General features: G+C 61.9%; 16 protein-coding genes. 11 read left to right on the plus strand and 5 right to left on the minus strand.

Annotated elements, in window-relative coordinates; genetic code table 11:
* Positions 1-8: 8 nt before the first annotated feature.
* Positions 9-494: an arsenate reductase ArsC gene (locus ACTIGF_RS05590; RefSeq protein ID WP_439635924.1), complete on the plus strand. Its 486-nt coding sequence runs from the start codon at positions 9-11 to the stop codon at positions 492-494.
* On the plus strand, positions 491-1,567 hold the full coding sequence (gene arsB / locus ACTIGF_RS05595; RefSeq protein ID WP_439635925.1) for an ACR3 family arsenite efflux transporter: 1,077 nt from the start codon (positions 491-493) through the stop codon (positions 1,565-1,567). Before ACTIGF_RS05590 ends, arsB begins: the two co-directional genes overlap by 4 nt.
* A 57-nt stretch (positions 1,568-1,624) precedes the next feature.
* On the opposite strand, the gene ACTIGF_RS05600 is transcribed toward arsB, so the two are convergent.
* A complete protein-coding gene (locus tag ACTIGF_RS05600; RefSeq protein ID WP_439635926.1) occupies positions 1,625-5,062 on the minus strand; it encodes an autotransporter domain-containing protein in 3,438 nt (1,145 codons plus the stop codon).
* A gap of 123 nt (positions 5,063-5,185) precedes the next feature.
* Between ACTIGF_RS05600 and ACTIGF_RS05605 the strand changes: the two genes are divergently transcribed.
* The 3 genes from ACTIGF_RS05605 to ACTIGF_RS05615 all read left to right on the plus strand — a co-directional run bounded on the left by ACTIGF_RS05605 (position 5,186) and on the right by ACTIGF_RS05615 (position 7,634).
* On the plus strand, positions 5,186-5,641 hold the full coding sequence (locus ACTIGF_RS05605; RefSeq protein ID WP_439635927.1) for a hypothetical protein: 456 nt from the start codon (positions 5,186-5,188) through the stop codon (positions 5,639-5,641).
* Positions 5,642-5,656: 15 nt separating this feature from the next.
* Positions 5,657-6,013 (plus strand): hypothetical protein, encoded by a 357-nt coding sequence (locus tag ACTIGF_RS05610; protein ID WP_439635928.1) that lies wholly within the window; start codon positions 5,657-5,659, stop codon positions 6,011-6,013.
* Positions 6,014-6,128: 115 nt separating this feature from the next.
* Positions 6,129-7,634, plus strand: a complete 1,506-nt coding sequence (locus ACTIGF_RS05615) for a CoA-acylating methylmalonate-semialdehyde dehydrogenase (protein WP_439635929.1) — start codon at positions 6,129-6,131, stop codon at positions 7,632-7,634.
* 116 nt (positions 7,635-7,750) lie between these two features.
* Here ACTIGF_RS05615 and ACTIGF_RS05620 read toward each other — a convergent pair whose 3' ends face one another.
* Both ACTIGF_RS05620 and ACTIGF_RS05625 read right to left on the minus strand, forming a co-directional pair.
* A complete protein-coding gene (locus ACTIGF_RS05620; protein ID WP_439635930.1) occupies positions 7,751-8,443 on the minus strand; it encodes a hypothetical protein in 693 nt (230 codons plus the stop codon).
* Positions 8,444-8,520: 77 nt separating this feature from the next.
* Positions 8,521-9,633: a phenylalanine 4-monooxygenase gene (locus ACTIGF_RS05625; RefSeq protein ID WP_439635931.1), complete on the minus strand. Its 1,113-nt coding sequence runs from the start codon at positions 9,631-9,633 to the stop codon at positions 8,521-8,523.
* 152 nt (positions 9,634-9,785) lie between these two features.
* On the opposite strand from ACTIGF_RS05625, the gene ACTIGF_RS05630 reads away from it, so the two are divergent.
* Both ACTIGF_RS05630 and ACTIGF_RS05635 read left to right on the plus strand, forming a co-directional pair.
* Positions 9,786-10,928, plus strand: coding sequence for an iron-containing alcohol dehydrogenase (locus ACTIGF_RS05630; RefSeq protein WP_439635932.1), 1,143 nt, complete (start codon positions 9,786-9,788; stop codon positions 10,926-10,928).
* On the plus strand, positions 10,925-11,365 hold the full coding sequence (locus ACTIGF_RS05635) for an acyl-CoA thioesterase (RefSeq protein ID WP_439635933.1): 441 nt from the start codon (positions 10,925-10,927) through the stop codon (positions 11,363-11,365). Before ACTIGF_RS05630 ends, ACTIGF_RS05635 begins: the two co-directional genes overlap by 4 nt.
* Here ACTIGF_RS05635 and ACTIGF_RS05640 read toward each other — a convergent pair.
* Positions 11,362-11,904: a hypothetical protein gene (locus ACTIGF_RS05640; protein WP_439635934.1), complete on the minus strand. Its 543-nt coding sequence runs from the start codon at positions 11,902-11,904 to the stop codon at positions 11,362-11,364. The genes ACTIGF_RS05635 and ACTIGF_RS05640 overlap by 4 nt on opposite strands.
* Before the next feature lie 218 nt (positions 11,905-12,122).
* Between ACTIGF_RS05640 and zapE the strand changes: the two genes are divergently transcribed.
* From zapE to ACTIGF_RS05660, 4 genes are all read left to right on the plus strand, one after another.
* Positions 12,123-13,226: a cell division protein ZapE gene (gene zapE / locus ACTIGF_RS05645; RefSeq protein WP_439635935.1), complete on the plus strand. Its 1,104-nt coding sequence runs from the start codon at positions 12,123-12,125 to the stop codon at positions 13,224-13,226.
* A 50-nt stretch (positions 13,227-13,276) separates the two neighbouring features.
* Positions 13,277-13,849, plus strand: coding sequence for a hypothetical protein (locus tag ACTIGF_RS05650; protein WP_439635936.1), 573 nt, complete (start codon positions 13,277-13,279; stop codon positions 13,847-13,849).
* A gap of 127 nt (positions 13,850-13,976) precedes the next feature.
* The gene (mdh, locus tag ACTIGF_RS05655) at positions 13,977-14,945 is read left to right on the plus strand and encodes a malate dehydrogenase (RefSeq protein WP_439635937.1); all 969 of its coding nucleotides are present in this window, start codon (positions 13,977-13,979) and stop codon (positions 14,943-14,945) included.
* 248 nt (positions 14,946-15,193) lie between these two features.
* Positions 15,194-16,219 (plus strand): aspartate-semialdehyde dehydrogenase, encoded by a 1,026-nt coding sequence (locus ACTIGF_RS05660; RefSeq protein WP_439635938.1) that lies wholly within the window; start codon positions 15,194-15,196, stop codon positions 16,217-16,219.
* 174 nt (positions 16,220-16,393) lie between these two features.
* Here ACTIGF_RS05660 and ACTIGF_RS05665 read toward each other — a convergent pair whose 3' ends face one another.
* Positions 16,394-17,146, minus strand: coding sequence for a hypothetical protein (locus tag ACTIGF_RS05665; RefSeq protein WP_439635939.1), 753 nt, complete (start codon positions 17,144-17,146; stop codon positions 16,394-16,396).
* Positions 17,147-17,203: the final 57 nt, after the last annotated feature.

Genomic DNA, 17,203 nt, shown 5'->3' on the forward strand with positions numbered 1-17,203 from the left:
ACCCTGCCATGAATCTGCTCGTCCTCTGCACCGGCAACTCCGCGCGTTCGATCCTTGCGGAAGTTCTGTGGACTCATCTTGGCCATGGAAAGCTAACAGCATTTTCCGCCGGCTCGAAACCCGCAGGCGCCCCAAATCCGTATGCGATATCGACCCTGCGCAACCATGGTCTCAGTGTGAAAGGGCTGCGCTCCAAGAGCTGGTCTGAGTTTGAAGGCGAGGATGCGCCCCGGATTGATGTGGTGATCACCGTCTGTGACAGCGCCGCCTCTGAAACCTGTCCCATCTGGCCCGGCGCGCCGGTGCGAGCGCACTGGGGGTTGCCTGACCCCGCTGCAATTCCTGACGGCCCTCAGGCGGAAGCCGCCTTCGAAGCGACGTTCCAGGCGCTCAAATCCCGCATCCAGGCCTGTCTGAAAGCCGGCCTCATAGAGGTTGAACCCAAAGACCGTCTCGCCATTTTGCACGCCGCCCATGACGGAGCCTCTCAATGAGCACCGATGAGACTCACGCCGAAATCGCTCCGGGCGGCATCGGATTTTTCGAAGCCTGGCTATCGGTCTGGGTCGGCGCCGCCATTGTCTGCGGCGTCGGTCTCGGCGTCGTGTTTCCTGAAGGGTTCGCCTGGCTCGCCAGCCTTCAGATCGCCAATGTGAACCTGCCTGTGGCGGTGCTGATCTGGCTGATGGTCTTTCCGATGATGGTGAATATCGATCTGGCGCGCTTGCGTCAGATCGGCGACCGCCCCAAAGGCCTCGTCATCACCTTGATCGTGAACTGGCTGATCAAGCCTTTCACCATGGCCGGGCTGGCGGTGGTGTTCTTTGAGTTTGTTTTCGCGCCCTTTCTCAACCCCGCCGACGCCCAGGCCTATATCGCCGGGCTGATCTTGCTAGGCGCGGCGCCCTGCACGGCGATGGTGTTCGTCTGGTCGCAGCTGACCAAGGGCGACGCCAATTACACCCTGGTGCAAGTCGCCGCCAATGACGTGATCATGGTGTTCGCCTTCGCGCCTATCGTGGCGCTCTTGCTGGGCGTGACCGAGGTCAGCGTGCCCTGGAACACGCTGCTGCTTTCGGTCGGGCTGTATGTGGTCGCGCCCTTGGTCGCAGGCGCGCTGGTGCGACACGTCCTGACCCGAGCTCTGCCGCCCCTGGAAGGCGATGCGGCGGTCCGCGCTTTCACAACCCGCGTCAAGCCGCTCTCCATTATAGGGCTGATCGCCACAGTGGTGATCCTGTTCGGTTTTCAGGGGCAGACCTTGCTCGCGCACCCCGTCGTGATCGCCATGATCGCGGTTCCGTTGCTGATCCAGTCCTATGGCGTCTTCGCTCTGGCCTACGCCGCTGCCTATGTCGCCCGCGTCCCGTTCAGCATCGCCGCGCCATGCGCGCTGATCGGTACGTCGAACTTCTTTGAGCTGGCGGTCGCGGTGGCGATTTCGCTGTTCGGCCTGAACTCCGGGGCGGCGCTCGCCACCGTGGTGGGCGTGCTGGTGGAGGTGCCGGTCATGCTGTCGCTGGTCGCCTTCGCGAACCGCAGCCAGGCCTGGTTCGCTAACCGGTAAAAGAAGGCCGCACCGGCGAAACCGGCGCGGCCTTTCGTCCTGGCGCTTCGCTTTGGATCAGAAGCGCAGCCGTGCGCCCACTGACAAGGTCTGCGTGCTCAGCACATCCTTGCGATCTTCAACTACATCATAGCTCACTGCGAGGGTGAGGTTGTTAGGCAGAGCAACGGTCATACCGGCGCGGATTTCCGTCCAGTCGTCACCGCCGCGAATACCCGGATTGATCGCGAACAGACCCGACGCGCCCGAGAAAGACCCGTAAAGCGTATCCGAGCTATCACGCAGATCACTGGCATACCCCAAATATGCGTGCGGAGTGATACGCGCCTGACCCACATCAAGGCCTGCACCCAGCTTGAGGCCGGCCCGCGCCACCAGCTCAGTGCTGATGGAGTCAGACAGGGTGAGCGCAGCGACCGAGCCCGCCTGCTGAACGGCGTCAAACTCGGTTTCCGACCAGGTCAGGCTTGCGACCGGCGTGACCTCAAACCGGCCCTGCAGATCCCCCAGGCGATACGCCGCCATGATCTGAGCCTCCAGGCTGTCTGCATCCTCAGACCCGTTGACGGCCAAAGGCTGCCCGGCGACCGCCAGCGACCGACGGCTATCCGCCGAGTGCGACGCGGCGGAGACGCGCGCCATACCGAGCAGACGGCCCTGTTCGGCCAGAGCGTAAGCGGAAATTTGCACCGTATCGACGTCCGTCTTGGTGACGCCGTTCGCTGCGGCGACGGACTCCACTTCGGAATTCGCATAACCCAGCGCCCCGCCCAGACGCAGCCAGTCCCGGGTCTGGATATCCGCGCCCACCATGCCGAAATGCCCTTCCAGATCGCTTTCAGAGACGGAAGTGGTCTGCACATCGCCATCCAGCTGACCGCCTGCGGCGAAGATGCGAACACCCCGGCCGGCGTCGTTCATCACCGGACCTGATGCGGCGTCTTCGGCTTGAAGGGCCAGTGAGGCTTCACTCAGGCCGGGGCGCATGTCGGCATCCATAAGACGCGCCGTGAATGCGGCGTTATCCAGCGCCGAGCCTGAAGACGCGCCCCGTGTGAGGGCGATGTCGCGCATTTGTGCGTTAAAGGTCTCAAGATGCGCCCGGCTGGCCCGGCGGCTCTGATACGCCTCATGGGGGACCAGAGCTTCAAAGGAGTCTGACAGCGCAGTCCCCGACAACACATCAAGACCGCCATAAAGCTCGGACAGAGCGCCATAGTCCGCGCCCCGCACAGCGTCCAGATACGTCGCCAATCCCGATTGCGCCGGGTTCTGGAACGTCGTGACCGACCCGAAATCCGCCGCGTCCACCGTGACGCTGACAAAGTCTGCGCCATAGGTGGAGGTGAGGAAGAGGACGCCCGGAAGATTGTCGCCGCTGAACTCGCCCACGCGCTCGCCCGTGAAATTCAGGATGCGGCGCGTGTCGCCATAAGCAGGCAGAGACCCGCCGACAGAATTGACGGCGATGACGCCATTCAGGGACACGTCGCCGTTGACCTGAAGCAGGTCCGCGCCAGAAGCGCTCCAATCAACGCCCAGCACGCCGCCGGCGGACTGGATGTAATCGCCGTTGAGGGTGAGCGTTCCTGTTGCGCCGATTGCGCCCGCGGTTACGACGCCGCCCACATTGTAAAGCGCGCCGTCCAGAAAAACGCCATTGCCCAGGAAAGAGTTGGGATCAAACAGGGAGATCTCGCCCGACCCGCTCAACAGACCGCTCCAGAGCATCAATTCGCGGGAGAACAGGCCGCCATTCACCTCAAGCTCGCCCGCAATCACGTTCACGCCGATCAGGCTGGCCAGGAAGGCGTCCTCGTTGATCACAAGGCGCGCCGCGCCGCCCGCCAGGGTCAGATTGTCGATCTCGACATTGTCCAGATCGAGCGTGGTCGTGCCGGCCGCCGCCAAGGTGACGTCAAAAAATTGCGCCGGATCTTCAAACGCAGGCGCATTGAGCCCGCCATAATAATTGTCAGGCACAAACCCGGTATAACCCGGCCCCGTCAGCGTCTGGATCAGGCCCGACACGGTTTGCGGCGCTAGAGCCTCGCCTTCAGACCAGTCATACCCGGCGAAAGCCTCGCGCAAATGTTCAGGCAGGGTCGCCACCAGGCCGTCAGCAGAAAAGTTGATGAGGTCGGCGGCGCCTGCGCCAGCAGGATTGTCTGAGGTGTCTGTGTCCGCCACCGGGGTGTCAAACACAACGCCATTGATCGGGCGGCGTTGACCCAGCCCGCCTTCATCCCCGTCAGGAAGACCGTTCACGATCTCCCCGTCCTCATTGTAGATGAAATAGTTCGGGTCGAGGCCCTGAACCCAGTGATCAGGGTCCGACCACACTCCGTCGCCCGCCATGGCGCTGACGTATTTGTAGGGGTTATTTTCACTGATCCACTGGTGATAGGTGAACAGCGGATTGTAATAGCTCACCTCGCCATAGCTTTGGCCCGAGGGGTGGAAAAATCCGTCAACAAATCCGCCGGACAGAACCCCGAGCAGCAGCGGGTTGTTGAAGAGGTTCATGGCCATCAGCGGCCCGCCCGAATCCCCGCCGCCGGTCGCAACTTCATTGGGCAGGGCGCCCCCTGGGAAGTAATCAATGGACGGCCCGGGCAGAATGATGGTGTCGCCATCCAGACGCACGCCGTCGCCGGGCGTATTGTCGTCACAGATAATGCTGTCTTCCGCCGTCGCGCCCAGATCAGCGCGCACGCATGTCCCCGTCCGGCCCGGAAGGTCGAAATCGGTCCAGTACAAAAGCTGGTTGTTGCTTGGAAGGGGCGAGCCGGCGTTTTCGCCCGCGAGCGCCTGGAAGAAATCGCTCTGGGACGCCATCAGGCCCAGCATGTTTTCACCGGCGCGACGGCGACCATTGATGGACCCCACCGATGTATCAGAACCGGGATGGAAGGTGCCGTAACCGATCTGATTGACCAGAACGCCTTCGTTGAAGACGTCCTCGGGGATCGGGCTGAACAGCATGCCATAAGTCGGCAGGGTGTAGAGCGGATTGGCCAGCGCGATCATCGCCACATCGGCGGCGGGGAAGGTGTTGACGCCGTTCACTTCGCTGTCGGGGTGCATCATCAAATCCACACCGAAGGTCAGGCCGTTCAGATCGTCGGTGAACTGGATGTCGTTGTCGAGCCAGTTAAAGAGCGGCACGAAGGTATCGGGACCAAAAGCGATGATCGGCGTCAGCGAACCCGGACCATTGGCGTAGACTTGCTCAGGATTGGCGTCGAAACAGTGCGCGGCCGAAATCACGGTGCGAGCATTGATCATGGAACCGGTGCAATTGAAGGTGATGCCGCCAGACACACGGTTCCACAGGTAAATCTGGACCACGCCGTCCCAGCCCTGGGCGAACTCCTGCGCCCCTTCATCCCCGACATCATCGCGGAACGGGATGGCCTGCGCTGCAGACCCCATAGCCATGGCGAGCATGACGGCTGACGTCGCCGCTAGCAGCGGCCCCTTGATCGTTTTCATGTGAGTTCCCCGAACATATCGTCTGGCGGCGATTTTACGCCGTCGCTATTGAGGTTAATCTACATCGACCGGCACATCAGGAAACGCCGCGCCTTCACCTTGCACACGCAAGAGGGGAATTTCATGCGCTTACGTTGCATTTTTGTCTCATGCCTCGGCCTGTTGAGCAGTTGCGCCGCGCCTCAAGCGCAGGCGTTTCAGGCACAGGCCGGACCGCCGCCGAACCGTGCCGCGCCCGTTCTGCCGCGTTCCGATCAGGGACTGGACGCCACCTGGTTCATCGGCGCCTGGCGTGTGCAAGACACCCCGTGCACGTTGCGGCTTGATCGAGATGGAGCGAGCCTTGTGGAAGGGCCGGTGCATCCAGACCAATGCGACGCCCCGTGGTCAGAGATCGTGCGCTGGCGGCGTCCGGAAGACGGGCGCGCACTCCTGGATTTGGTCAACGCCGAAGACCGCGTCCTTTGGCGGGCAGGCGCCATTCAGCCGACCGCCATCGCCGGCTGGAGTGGCGATGGCGCGCTGGTGCGTTTATACTGGGCGGAAGACGGCCCTCATCCCGGCTGGGTTCAGCCCTGAAGGACATAACACGCCATGCTTTCACTCCAGATCGGGCTTCTTGCTCTTGCATTCGCGGTCTCAGAGCCGCCCGAAGGCGGCGTCTATACGCTCAGCACGCCGTCACAAAGCTGCGAGATCTTGCTGGACGCCACCGCCGCGCCCCTGCCGGAAACCAATCTCGATCATCGCGACGCGTCCGGGTTTGCGACCGCCATGCCCAGTTGTCCGGCCAGCGTTTCAAGCGCCGCGTTCTGGAGTTATCGCGATGCGGACCAGACCCTGAGCCTGTTTGACCCCAGCGGGGCCAGCGTGTTCTCAGGCGCCTTCAGCGACGATGGCTGGAGCGGGCAGACCGCTCAAGGCCAGCCCGCCAACCTCTCGGCCCGCTAGCGCTCACATCCTCTGCTGGGCGCTCGACAAGCGCCCCCGCCGGGCGTTAAACCCGCCTCAGATCATAACCACACGCGCCGGCGTCCACCCAAGACCGGCCGATGGAGGAAGCCTTATGTCCGCACACCGCGATATCCACCATTTCATCAATGGCAAGGCCGTACCTGGCGGCTCAAACCGTTTTGGCGATGTCTATGATCCCAATACCGGCGAGGTTCAGGCCAAGGTCGCGCTCGCCAGCGTCAAGGAAATGGATGAGGCGGTCGCCATCGCCAAGGCGGCCCAACCCGCCTGGGCCGCGGTGAACCCGCAACGCCGTGCGCGCGTCATGTTCAAGTTCAAGCAATTGCTTGAAGAGAACATGGACGAGCTGGCGCTGCTGCTGTCCACCGAACACGGCAAGGTCGTCGCCGACGCCAAGGGCGACGTGCAGCGCGGCCTGGAAGTGATCGAGTTCGCGTGCGGCGTACCCCATCTGATGAAGGGCGAATACACCGAAGGCGCCGGCCCCGGCATCGACGTCTATTCCATGCGTCAGGCTTTGGGCGTGGTGGCGGGCATCACCCCGTTCAACTTCCCCGCCATGATCCCGATGTGGATGTTCGGCGTGGCGATCGCCTGCGGCAACGCCTTCATCCTCAAGCCGTCGGAAAAAGACCCCTCCGTGCCGGTGCGTCTGGCCGAACTCATGACCGAAGCGGGCCTGCCTGACGGCATCCTCAACGTCGTACATGGCGACAAGGAAGCGGTCGACGCGATCCTCGATCACCCCGATATCAAGGCGGTCAGCTTTGTGGGCAGCTCCGACATCGCCCAATACGTCTATTCGCGGGGCACCGCGAACGCCAAGCGCGTGCAGGCCATGGGCGGCGCCAAGAACCATGGCATCATCCTGCCGGACGCCGATCTCGATCAGGTCGTTCAGGATCTGGTGGGCTCCGCCTATGGCTCGGCCGGCGAGCGCTGCATGGCGCTGCCCGTCGCGGTTCCGGTGGGCGACGACACCGCCGACCGCTTGCTGGAAAAGCTGATCCCCGAGATCGAGAAGCTGACCCCCGGCGCCTCCACCGATCCCGACGCCCAGTACGGCCCGGTCGTCTCACAGGCGCACAAGGACAAGGTCGAAGGCTATATCCAGATGGGCGTCGACGAAGGCGCGAAGCTGTTGATCGACGGCCGGAATTTCAAGCTGCAAGGCCATGAGAACGGCTATTTCATCGGCCCGTCGCTGTTTGACCATGTCAAAGCAGACATGAAGACCTATCAGGAAGAAATCTTCGGCCCGGTGCTGCAGATCGTGCGCGCCAAGGATCTCGAAGAAGCGGCCAAGCTGCCCAGCGAACACCAGTACGGCAATGGCGTGGCGATCTTCACCCGCAACGGCCTGGCCGCCCGCGAATTCGCGTCCAAGGTCAATGTGGGCATGGTCGGCGTGAATGTGCCGATCCCGGTTCCGGTCGCCTATCACACCTTTGGCGGCTGGAAGCGGTCCTCCTTCGGCGACGCCAACCAGCACGGCATGGAAGGCGTGCGCTTCTTCACCAAGATCAAGACGGTGACCCAGCGCTGGCCCACCGGCGAAGTGTCCGACCAGGCCTTCATCATCCCGACGATGGAGTAGGGTTCACCCACTCTCCAAAACACGAAAGCCCCGGCGTCTCCGCCGGGGCTTTTTCTTGGAAACGCCTTGAGACATCCGCCTCCCCACGCAGAAACTGGAGCGCGGCGACGATGCTTCTAGCGACCAGCGGCGTCAGGCATGCGTTCGCGGAAATACACATCACGCGCACGGAAGGTTGCGTTTCGCTCCACGAGAAAGACGACCGGAAAAAAGAGTGCGCTGGTGGCCAGGGAGCCGAGAGAGGCGCGACCCACACTGGCAGCGCTAGCGGAATCATCGCCAAAGATCAGCATCGCAGAGTAGAGCGCTGCATAGCAGAACGTGAAAACTCCAGATGTGAAGATGATCGAATTCAAGGCCACAAATATGAGAATGCGAGAATCAGAGACACGCCCCGTGTGCTCCGGCGCCTTCACAACCCGCATCTCATGTATCGGCTCTATGCCGGAGGACTTTATGGCGGGTGTTGATTCCCAGAGATGCTTACGGATTTGCTTCATGTTTTCCAGATAGATCTGGCTGTTCCCGACTTCCCTGGCAAAGGTGATCAGGGAATTGTGACCCACCAGCCCCAGGCCGATCACCCCAAAGGAGACGACACCCACCAGAAGCATCTGGAAAGGCAAGCCAAGATCAATAGCTTCAAAATTCAGGATGGCGGCAGACACCGCAATCAGAGCGCCGAAGACTGACACGGCCCTGAAGAAATTATCATAGAGCTTCTGATTGTTTTCGTGGATCTTATTATAGTAGCTCCACATATGATCGTACTCTTGCTGAAGAATACGGGTCTCTCTGTCTTCCGCCATTATCTGGTCCTGGTCAGTGACGACCGATGACCGTTCCGTAGCGCCGTAAACGACATTCCATCAGAACGGTCCTCGCTCTACCGCTTATGCGCCTCACGAATGGCTTCCATGTGCGCCACCGCGCGGGGTTTGCCCTTGCCGCCGCAGAATTTGTATTCCTGCGTGCCCTCGGTGACGATGACATCGGTGTCGAGCGCAGCGGTGGTGGCGTAGGTGAAGCCCGCGGGGAGCTTCTTGTAGATCGGCGTGAAATCCCGGCCCGCCGTGCTCTCATAGAGCGCCTTGATGGAGTCCACGACGAAGTAGGTTTCCTGAAAATCGCTGATCACATAGTCCGTGCGCATGACTCGCTCAGGCACCATCTTGATCCGGTGCGGGCTGTCTGAGTACAGCGAGAACAAGGTCTCGTCCGGGCTCGACAGAATGCCCGCGCCATACACGCGCAACTCGCCCTCTTCCTCGATCAGGCCGAACTCCACCGTATACCAATAGACCGAGCCGAAATTCTTCAGGCGGTTATATTCGATCGCCCGACGGCCGCCCGCGCCATAGGCCTGAATGTAGTCGGCGAAGAACGGGTTCATCAGCATCGGCACATGACCGAAAATGTCGTGGAAGGTGTCCGGCTCCTGCAGGTAGAAGAGATCGTCTTCCACCGCCGTGTATTCGACGAACTCCGGCGCGCGGCCCTGATTGGCCTCCTTGACCTTTTTCGTCTTCGGATCGCCGCCGCGTATGAAGACGCCTGCCGGGAAGCGGCGATTTTCCAAGTGCCAGAAGAAGATGTTGTCCGGGATCAGCTCAGGCACCGGCACCACCGTCCAGCCCGTGGCGGGTTTCAGGATGGCGTTGATGTCGTCAAAGCTGGGGATGCCGTCCTTGAACAGGTGCTCGAGCTGCTCGAACCCCTCCATGAAGTCCTTGCAGGCGCGGCCGGGCAGCATCTTGCGCTGGTTCTCAAACAGGAGGCGCCAGCGCGCATGCTCAGCGGGCGTGTAATCGGGCTGGCGCTTGAGCTGCCAGCTCTCGGCGATGAAATCCTCATCATCCAGACGATAGCCTTCAGGCCGGATGGCATAACGATAGAGCGCCCCGCCCGGCCCCGTCAGACCATTGCCGGCGTCCTGCACGAGAGGGTCATAATAGGCGCGACCCATATCCGGAATGGATGTGGAAACTTCGTCGAGCATCGTCGCCTCCTCTGGCTGGCCGGTCAGGCTGGTCTGTGCGGAAAGAACAGGCATACTGTGCCTGTTTCATGGGTCCGCATAAAGAGACCCTTTATATATCAGTCGCGGCGCATCCGCGCAGTTCCGGCACGCAGACGGGAGTTCAGCCCCTCATGACCACCGCTTTCACCTTCACGACCGTCCCCAAAACCCTCTTTGAAGCCGGCTCCAGCGCGCGGCTCGCCGAAACTGCTTCCCCTGCGCTAAAAGGAGCGACACGCATCCTGTTCGTCACCGACGCCGGCGTGCGCAAGGCCGGGTTGGCGGACGCGGCGCTGGCGGGGCTCAAAGACGCCGGGCTCAAGGTGCATGTCTATGACAAGGTGGTCGCCGACCCGCCCGAAAGCACGGTCTTTGAAGCGGTGCAGGAAGGCCAGGAGTTTGGCGCAGAAGCCGTGATCGGCTTTGGCGGCGGCAGCCCGATGGACACCGCGAAAGTCGTCGCGCTCTTGCTGTCAGGCGAACAATCGCTGTCGGGCATGTACGGCGTGCAGCAGGTGCGTGCGAGCCGCCCGCCGCTGATCTTGCTGCCCACCACCGCCGGGACCGGTTCGGAAGTGACCAATGTGGCGGTGCTGACCACGGGCGCGACCTCCAAACGCGGGATCGCGGCCGATCCTCTGTATGCGGACATGGCGATCCTGGACGCGGATCTGACGCTGGGCCTGCCCAAGCACCCCACCGCCTATACCGGCATTGACGCCATGGTTCACGCCATAGAGGCCTTCACCAATCGCCGCTCGAAAAACCCCATGTCGGACGCGCTGGCGCTGACCGCGCTCAAGCTCCTGCACGGCTCCATCCTTCGTGCCTGCGAGGACGGGTCCGACCGCGAAGCGCGCGGCGACATGCTGCTGGGCGCCATGCTGGCGGGGCAGGCCTTCTCCAATTCACCCTGCGCCGGCGTGCACGCCATGGCCTATCCGCTAGGCGGCATGTTCCATGTGCCGCATGGACTTTCAAACGCCGTCGTGCTGCCGCCCGTGCTGCGCTATAACGCGCCTGCAGCGGAAGATCAGTATGCTGAGATTTCTGCGCATCTGGGCCTGAAGCCGGGCTCGACCGGCCTGATCGACGAGATGGACCGCATCGCCGAGGCGGTCGGCATCGAGCGCCGCCTGTCCCAGCTTGGCATCAGCCATAATGACGTGCCGACCATGGCCGAGGATGTGGCCGCCAATGACCGCCTGCTGCCAAACAATCCGCGCGAGATGACCTACGCTTCCATCGTGGCGATGTATGAGGAAATCCTGTGAGCGCAGAGCGTCAGGCCCCGGCGACACGGGCGGATTTCAACCAGTTTGAACCCATCGAGACCCGCTGGGCGGACAATGATGTCTACGGCCATGTGAACAATGTCGTCTATTACGGCTTCTTCGACACGGCGGTGAACCGGCGGCTCGCGCACGCGGGGCTTCTGGATATCGAGCATGGAGACACCATCGGCCTGGTGGTGGAGACCGGCTGCCGTTATCACGCCGCCACCGCCTTCCCTGATGCGCTGGAAGCGGGCGTGAAAGTCGCGCGCATCGGCTCAAGCTCGGTGCGCTATGAGATCGCCATCTTCAAAGCAGGCGAGGAGACCGCCGCCGCTGAGGGCTTCTTCGTCCATGTCTATGTGGATCGGGAAACACGGCGCCCCAAGGCCTTGCCGGACGCCTGGCGGGCGGAGCTTGAAGGCTGGATGGATTAACCCAGCCCCAGCATCATCGGCAGGCCGATGATGAAGAAAGCGATGGTGATCGCGAAAAGCCCCAGACCCATGGCGACAGTCGTATGATAATAGCGCCGTTTGCGCCGATAGGGGTCCAGCACCATAAGGGCCGCCTCGGCATTCTCCGCCCCATCGAGATACGCCGCCAGCTCTTCAAGATCGAGCCGGGCCTTGGCGCCGGCCCAATGTCTGGCGGTATGAATGGAAAGCGCGATCAGACGGTGGCGCAACCTTACAGCGGGGTCTGGCGACCAGGACGCTAGCAGCAAGAACGCCGAAACCAGCACCATCGGAACCGTGATCATTCCCGCCATCAGCAGGCCCGGATGGATCAGATCCCGCGTCTGGGTGTTCACCAGAAGGGCGAGCGCGGCCAGACCTATGATCCACCAGGGAGCCGAGAACACCCGATAAATCCCCAACCAGACCGAGCCCTTGGACTGTCTGACAAGCTCATCACGCAGCGCCGGCGTCAGTCCCGCCTGCTCCAGAGCTTCAATTTCGCTTGGATTTAGCATCGCGTTCTCCTTACAGGCGAGTATCGCTGAAACGCCATGCCCTCGCAATGCTTCTGCAACCTCATAATGCTATCACCGCCACCATCTTGGCGGGGCGGGCGCATCGGGGTATCGAAGCGCCCATGCGCACCCTCAAACACCCCGCTTATGTCTGGCTCGCCGCCGCTATCAGCTTTGCGCTGATCGCCGCCGCGGCCCTGGTCTGGAGCCTTTAACTCATGGGTCCTGTGGACAGCCTGAAACAGGCGGTGGCCGAAGGCCGACTGCAGCCCGATCCCGGGCAGGCCGAGATTGCTGAACATCTGCAAGCGCTTTGCGAGGCGCTGTCAGAGTGGAATGAGGGCAAGTCGAGCTTTTTCAGCAAATCCAAACCTGCGCCCAAAGGCATGTATCTCTATGGCGGGGTCGGGACGGGCAAATCCCTGATGATGGATTTGTTCTTTGACGCCGCCCCTGTCAGCAAGAAGCGCCGCGTGCACTTTCACCAATTCCTGCAGGAACTTCAGGCGCGCATCACCCATGAGCGCGAAAAGAAGGATTCCGATCCTCTGCCTCGCGTCGCGAAAGCGCTCGCCAAGCAGACGCGCCTGTTGTGCTTTGACGAGCTGCAAGTCACCGATGTGGGCGACGCCATGATTTTGGGCCGCCTGTTTGACGGCCTGTTCGCGGAAGGCGTGGTGATGGTCGCCACCTCCAACCGTCATCCCGATGATCTGTACAAGAACGGGCTGAACCGTCAGCTGTTTGAACCCTTCATCGAGTTGATCAAGGACACGCTCGACGTTCAGGAACTGGATTCGGGCCGCGATTATCGCCTGGAACAGCTGGAAGCTGCGCCGGTCTATTATCACCCGCTGGGATCGGAAGCGGATTCAGCGATGGACACCGCCTTCAAGCGCCTGACCCGCGGCGCCAAGGTTCAGACCTGCATTCTTGATGTTCAGGGCCGCGAACTGGTGGTCCCGCGCCAGGCCGCCGGCGTCGCTCGCTTCACCTTTGAAGAGCTGTGCGCCAAACCGCTGGGCCCCGCCGATTATCTGCTGGTGGCGGAGACGTTCCACACGGTCATGATCGACCGGGCCCCGCTCTTGACGCCGGACAAGCGCGATCAGGCCAAGCGCTTCGTCACCTTGATCGACGCGCTGTACGAGATCAAAACCAAGCTGATCATGAGCGCGGCGGTGGAAGCGACGAACCTCTATCCCGAAGGCGATTTCGCCTTTGAGTTCCAGCGCACCGTCTCGCGCCTGTTCGAGATGAGCGGACACGCCTATCTGGCCGCCGAACGCCGTGTGGGCGAGAGCGAGACGCAAACCGAGTGACGGATCAGGGTGAACAAGGCAGGATGGGTCTTCATTGTCTGGGGAGACGCATGATGATCCTTAAATTACTCGCCCTGAGCGCCAGCGCAGTCTTGCTGACGGGATGCTCTGAAGCCAGCATGCCCGCCGCTTCAAACACCGACACAGACACCGAAAGCGCCCAATCAGCCCAGTTCGACATCAATGTCAGTTTCGAGCCGGGCGGGTTTTTCCTGCCCGATGGCGGGCTTACCGCTGGCGAGTGGACGGTTCATCACCTGTTTGTCGGCCACCGGATGGAGTTTGACGCCTGGCGGGAGTCCGGCGCGGCGGCGGACGAGATCCCGGTCTGGCTGAGCCTGAATCCGATGAATGGCGAAACGGCCGTGAACGAGCTGGGCCAGACCTATTATCTGGATAGCCGCCGCATCCGCCCGGGCAGCCTGACCCTGACAGACGGATCGTTCGAATTCCGCGCCCGGGATGAAACCCTGGGCGAGATCCTGATTTCGGGCCGAATTCAGCCTGAATATCTTCACACAGGCGCTACGCCCCAACCGGATGCGCCCGCCCTGATCGGCGGCGCAGAGATCGGCGGAGACCGCATTCGCAATGTCAGTTTCATGCACTGGCTGGGCGATTGACGGCCGTGTGAACGGTCTTCTCCCGTCTGCGCATTGCACTTCGCGGCTGAGCGGAGTAGATCAGGCACACCTGTCTTCGCGCCTGCATCAAAAGGCGCGCCCCCTCTAAGGCTTGAGGAGTACTTCCATGGCTCGCAAAAAGATCGCCCTTATCGGCGCCGGCATGATCGGCGGCACCCTGGCTCACATCGCTGCTCGTGAAGAGCTGGGCGACGTGGTCCTGATGGACCTCAATGAAGGCACCGCCAAGGGCAAGGCGCTGGATCTGTGCGAGGCGAGCCCCGTCTTCGGCAAGGACAGCCATCTGACCGGCGGTTCGGTTGAGGACTACACCCCGATCGCAGGCGCGGATGTGTGCATCGTCACCGCCGGCGTGCCGCGCAAGCCGGGCATGTCCCGCGACGACCTGCTGGAAATCAACCTCAAGGTCATGAAGTCGGTCGGCGAAGGCATCAAGAAGCACGCCCCGAACGCGTTCGTGATCTGCATCACCAACCCGCTGGACGCCATGGTCTGGGCGCTGCGCGAGTTCTCCGGCCTGCCCCACAACAAGGTGGTCGGCATGGCGGGCGTTCTGGACGCCGCGCGCTTCCGCTGGTTCCTGGCCGAAGAGTTCGACGTGTCCGTGGAAGACGTCACCGCGTTTGTGATGGGCGGACATGGCGACACCATGGTGCCGCTGACCCGCTACTCCACCATCGCCGGAATCCCGGTGCCCGACATGGTCAAGATGGGCTGGTCCACCGATGAGAAGATCGACGCCATCGTCGACCGCACCCGTAAGGGCGGCGGCGAGATCGTCGGCCTTCTGGGCAATGGCTCGGCCTTCTACGCCCCGGCGGAAAGCGCCATCGCCATGGCCAAATCCTATCTCAACGACAAAAAGCGCATCCTGCCCTGCGCCGCGCACCTGACCGGCCAGTTCGGCGTCGACGGCCTGTATGTGGGCGTGCCGATCCAGATCGGCGCCAATGGCGTTGAAAAGATCGTCGAAATCACCCTGAACAAGGACGAGCAGGAAATGTTCGACCACTCGGTGGATTCGGTGAAGGGTCTTGTCGACGCGTGTAAGAAGATTGATCCGAGCCTGGGCTAAAGGTCTGGTCTATCCGGTGTGAAAACCCCCGGGGCCAGACTGGCCCCGGGGGTTTTTCTTTAGGGCTCTGCATCCGGGTCATTGCAGTGCTCCGTCAAGGCGCTGACCCTGAAGGCCAGACGCAACAGCACGATCAGCATCACCGCAGTCATACCCAACTCAACGAGAGCAAGAATAGCTACAAAACCACCCATTAGGGGAATGTAGCCAATCACAAATCAACCGTCAGCTGAATTCGAGGAAGCATTATGGGTCTCAAAGTCGCCATTCTGGGCGCTACGGGCGCTGTCGGTCAGGAAATGCTGACCATTCTGGAAGAACGCCTCTTCCCCGCCGAAACCGTCTATGCCCTGGCCAGCCGAAAATCGGTCGGCCGCGAAGTCTCCTATGGCGACAAGACCCTCGTCATCAAGGACGCCGACACGTTTGATTTTTCCACCGTCGACATTGTGTTGATGAGCGCCGGCGGGGATGTCTCGCGCGAGATGTCGCCCAAGATCGCCAAGGCCGGCGCGCTGGTCATCGACAATTCCAGCGCCTGGCGCATGGACCCGGACGTGCCGCTGGTGGTGCCGGAAGTGAACCCGGACACGCTCAATGAGCGCCCGAAGAAGAACATCATCGCCAACCCCAATTGCTCCACCATCCAGACCGTGGTGGCGCTGAAACCCATCCATGATGCGGCGGGGATCATCCGGGCGAACTGCTCGACCTATCAGTCCACCTCCGGCGGCGGCCGTGAGGCGATGGACGAGCTGTGGAACCAGACCAAGGCGATCTACGTCAACGACCCCATCGAGCCTGAGATCTTCCCCAAGCAGATCGCCTTCAACGTCATTCCGAAAATCGACGTCTTCATGGAGGACGGCGCCACCAAGGAAGAGTGGAAGATGACGGTGGAGACCAAGAAGATCCTTGATCCCAAGATCAAGCTCTTCGCCACCTGCGCCCGCGTGCCGGTCTTTGTCGGCCATTGCGTCGCCGCCCACCTGGAGCTCGAACGCGAGCTGTCCGCAGAAGACGCCCGCAACCTGCTGCGTGAAGCGCCGGGCCTGATGGTGATCGACCGCGCCGACGAGGACGAGCCGCAATTCGTCACCCCGGTGGAAAGCGTCGGCGAGTTCGCCACTTTCGTCAGCCGCATCCGCAACGACCCCACCGTCGAAAACGGCCTCGCCATGTGGATCGTGTCCGACAATCTGCGCAAGGGCGCCGCGCTGAACGCCGTCCAGATCGCCGAAGTGGTGGTCAACAAGGGCTGGCTGAAGAGGTAGGGCTCAATCATACCCCTCTCCCCCTTTCCAGGGGGAGAGGTCGGGTTTCAGCTTTCATCCTCTCTGATTGTCATTCACCGGTTTATCCGGTGAACCCATGCCGCGTGACCTATGATCAAACCATCCGGCATGGGTCCCCAGCGGGGGTGACATGTGAAGGCGTCAAAGCGCTTCCTACCGCACCTTCGACAGCGCCAGATCACGCGCCGCACGCAATTCGGGATCGGCGGTATTTTCCAGCACAAAGTGATCAACGCTCAGATCAAGCTCCAGCGCGCGGATCGCGGCGGATTGCGCCTCCCATTGGCCGCCCACGGGCCAGCCGCAGCCTTCGGACGGGAAAGCCGAGACTCGCAAGGGCAAAGAGCCTGTGAGGCAGGCATAGGCTTCAAACGGGTTCTGGATGACTTCGGGCACATGCACGGGGGCGATCGGCACGCCGTCATAAATCTCGCCGCGATCCTCCGTGCCGTTCATGATGGCGTAGTCGCGGGTCGTCAGAAGCGTCGCCCAGACGCGCACCGAACCGCCAGGGCGCTCGACAAGCGTCGCCGGGATCGAGCCATAGACCGCAATGCGGTTGGCGTAGGCGACCACATGGTCCGGCACGTTGATCTGAATGACGGGAATGGCGACGTCATCGAGATGATCGCGGAATTTGCGACGCAACTGGGCCGGCGCGGCGTTTGAGCCGACCGCCGCCACGGCGTGATAGGCGCCGCGGTCAAAAGCCGAGAGACGCTGGTCGCCCAGCGCATCGGCCATGCGCACAGGCCCCTTGGCGTGATCAATGATCCAGTCGCCAAACCCGCCGCGCGTTTGCATCAGCGGCCAGGTCGCGCCGTCCAGAAAGATGAAGGGCGTTTGCGGGCGCGGGAACGGATAGCTGAGCGCCCATTGCAGGTGCAGGGTATCGGTGTCGATCATCGCGGCGCGCCTCCTTGACGACTGTCCCTCATATCATAAGCCCGCAGTGAAAACCCA

The organism is Oceanicaulis sp., from assembly GCF_051859625.1.
Taxonomy (GTDB): domain Bacteria; phylum Pseudomonadota; class Alphaproteobacteria; order Caulobacterales; family Maricaulaceae; genus Oceanicaulis.

Excerpts from the sequence above, each read along its gene's own strand:
- ACTIGF_RS05590 (WP_439635924.1), top strand. The coding sequence starts at position 9 with ATGAATCTGCTCGTCCTCTGCACCGGCAACTCCGCGCGTTCGATCCTT.
- arsB (WP_439635925.1), top strand. The coding sequence starts at position 491 with ATGAGCACCGATGAGACTCACGCCGAAATCGCTCCGGGCGGCATCGGA.
- ACTIGF_RS05600 (WP_439635926.1), bottom strand. The coding sequence starts at position 5,062 with ATGAAAACGATCAAGGGGCCGCTGCTAGCGGCGACGTCAGCCGTCATG.
- ACTIGF_RS05605 (WP_439635927.1), top strand. The coding sequence starts at position 5,186 with ATGCGCTTACGTTGCATTTTTGTCTCATGCCTCGGCCTGTTGAGCAGT.
- ACTIGF_RS05610 (WP_439635928.1), top strand. The coding sequence starts at position 5,657 with ATGCTTTCACTCCAGATCGGGCTTCTTGCTCTTGCATTCGCGGTCTCA.
- ACTIGF_RS05615 (WP_439635929.1), top strand. The coding sequence starts at position 6,129 with ATGTCCGCACACCGCGATATCCACCATTTCATCAATGGCAAGGCCGTA.
- ACTIGF_RS05620 (WP_439635930.1), bottom strand. The coding sequence starts at position 8,443 with ATGGCGGAAGACAGAGAGACCCGTATTCTTCAGCAAGAGTACGATCAT.
- ACTIGF_RS05625 (WP_439635931.1), bottom strand. The coding sequence starts at position 9,633 with ATGCTCGACGAAGTTTCCACATCCATTCCGGATATGGGTCGCGCCTAT.
- ACTIGF_RS05630 (WP_439635932.1), top strand. The coding sequence starts at position 9,786 with ATGACCACCGCTTTCACCTTCACGACCGTCCCCAAAACCCTCTTTGAA.
- ACTIGF_RS05640 (WP_439635934.1), bottom strand. The coding sequence starts at position 11,904 with ATGCTAAATCCAAGCGAAATTGAAGCTCTGGAGCAGGCGGGACTGACG.
- zapE (WP_439635935.1), top strand. The coding sequence starts at position 12,123 with ATGGGTCCTGTGGACAGCCTGAAACAGGCGGTGGCCGAAGGCCGACTG.
- ACTIGF_RS05650 (WP_439635936.1), top strand. The coding sequence starts at position 13,277 with ATGATGATCCTTAAATTACTCGCCCTGAGCGCCAGCGCAGTCTTGCTG.
- mdh (WP_439635937.1), top strand. The coding sequence starts at position 13,977 with ATGGCTCGCAAAAAGATCGCCCTTATCGGCGCCGGCATGATCGGCGGC.
- ACTIGF_RS05660 (WP_439635938.1), top strand. The coding sequence starts at position 15,194 with ATGGGTCTCAAAGTCGCCATTCTGGGCGCTACGGGCGCTGTCGGTCAG.
- ACTIGF_RS05665 (WP_439635939.1), bottom strand. The coding sequence starts at position 17,146 with ATGATCGACACCGATACCCTGCACCTGCAATGGGCGCTCAGCTATCCG.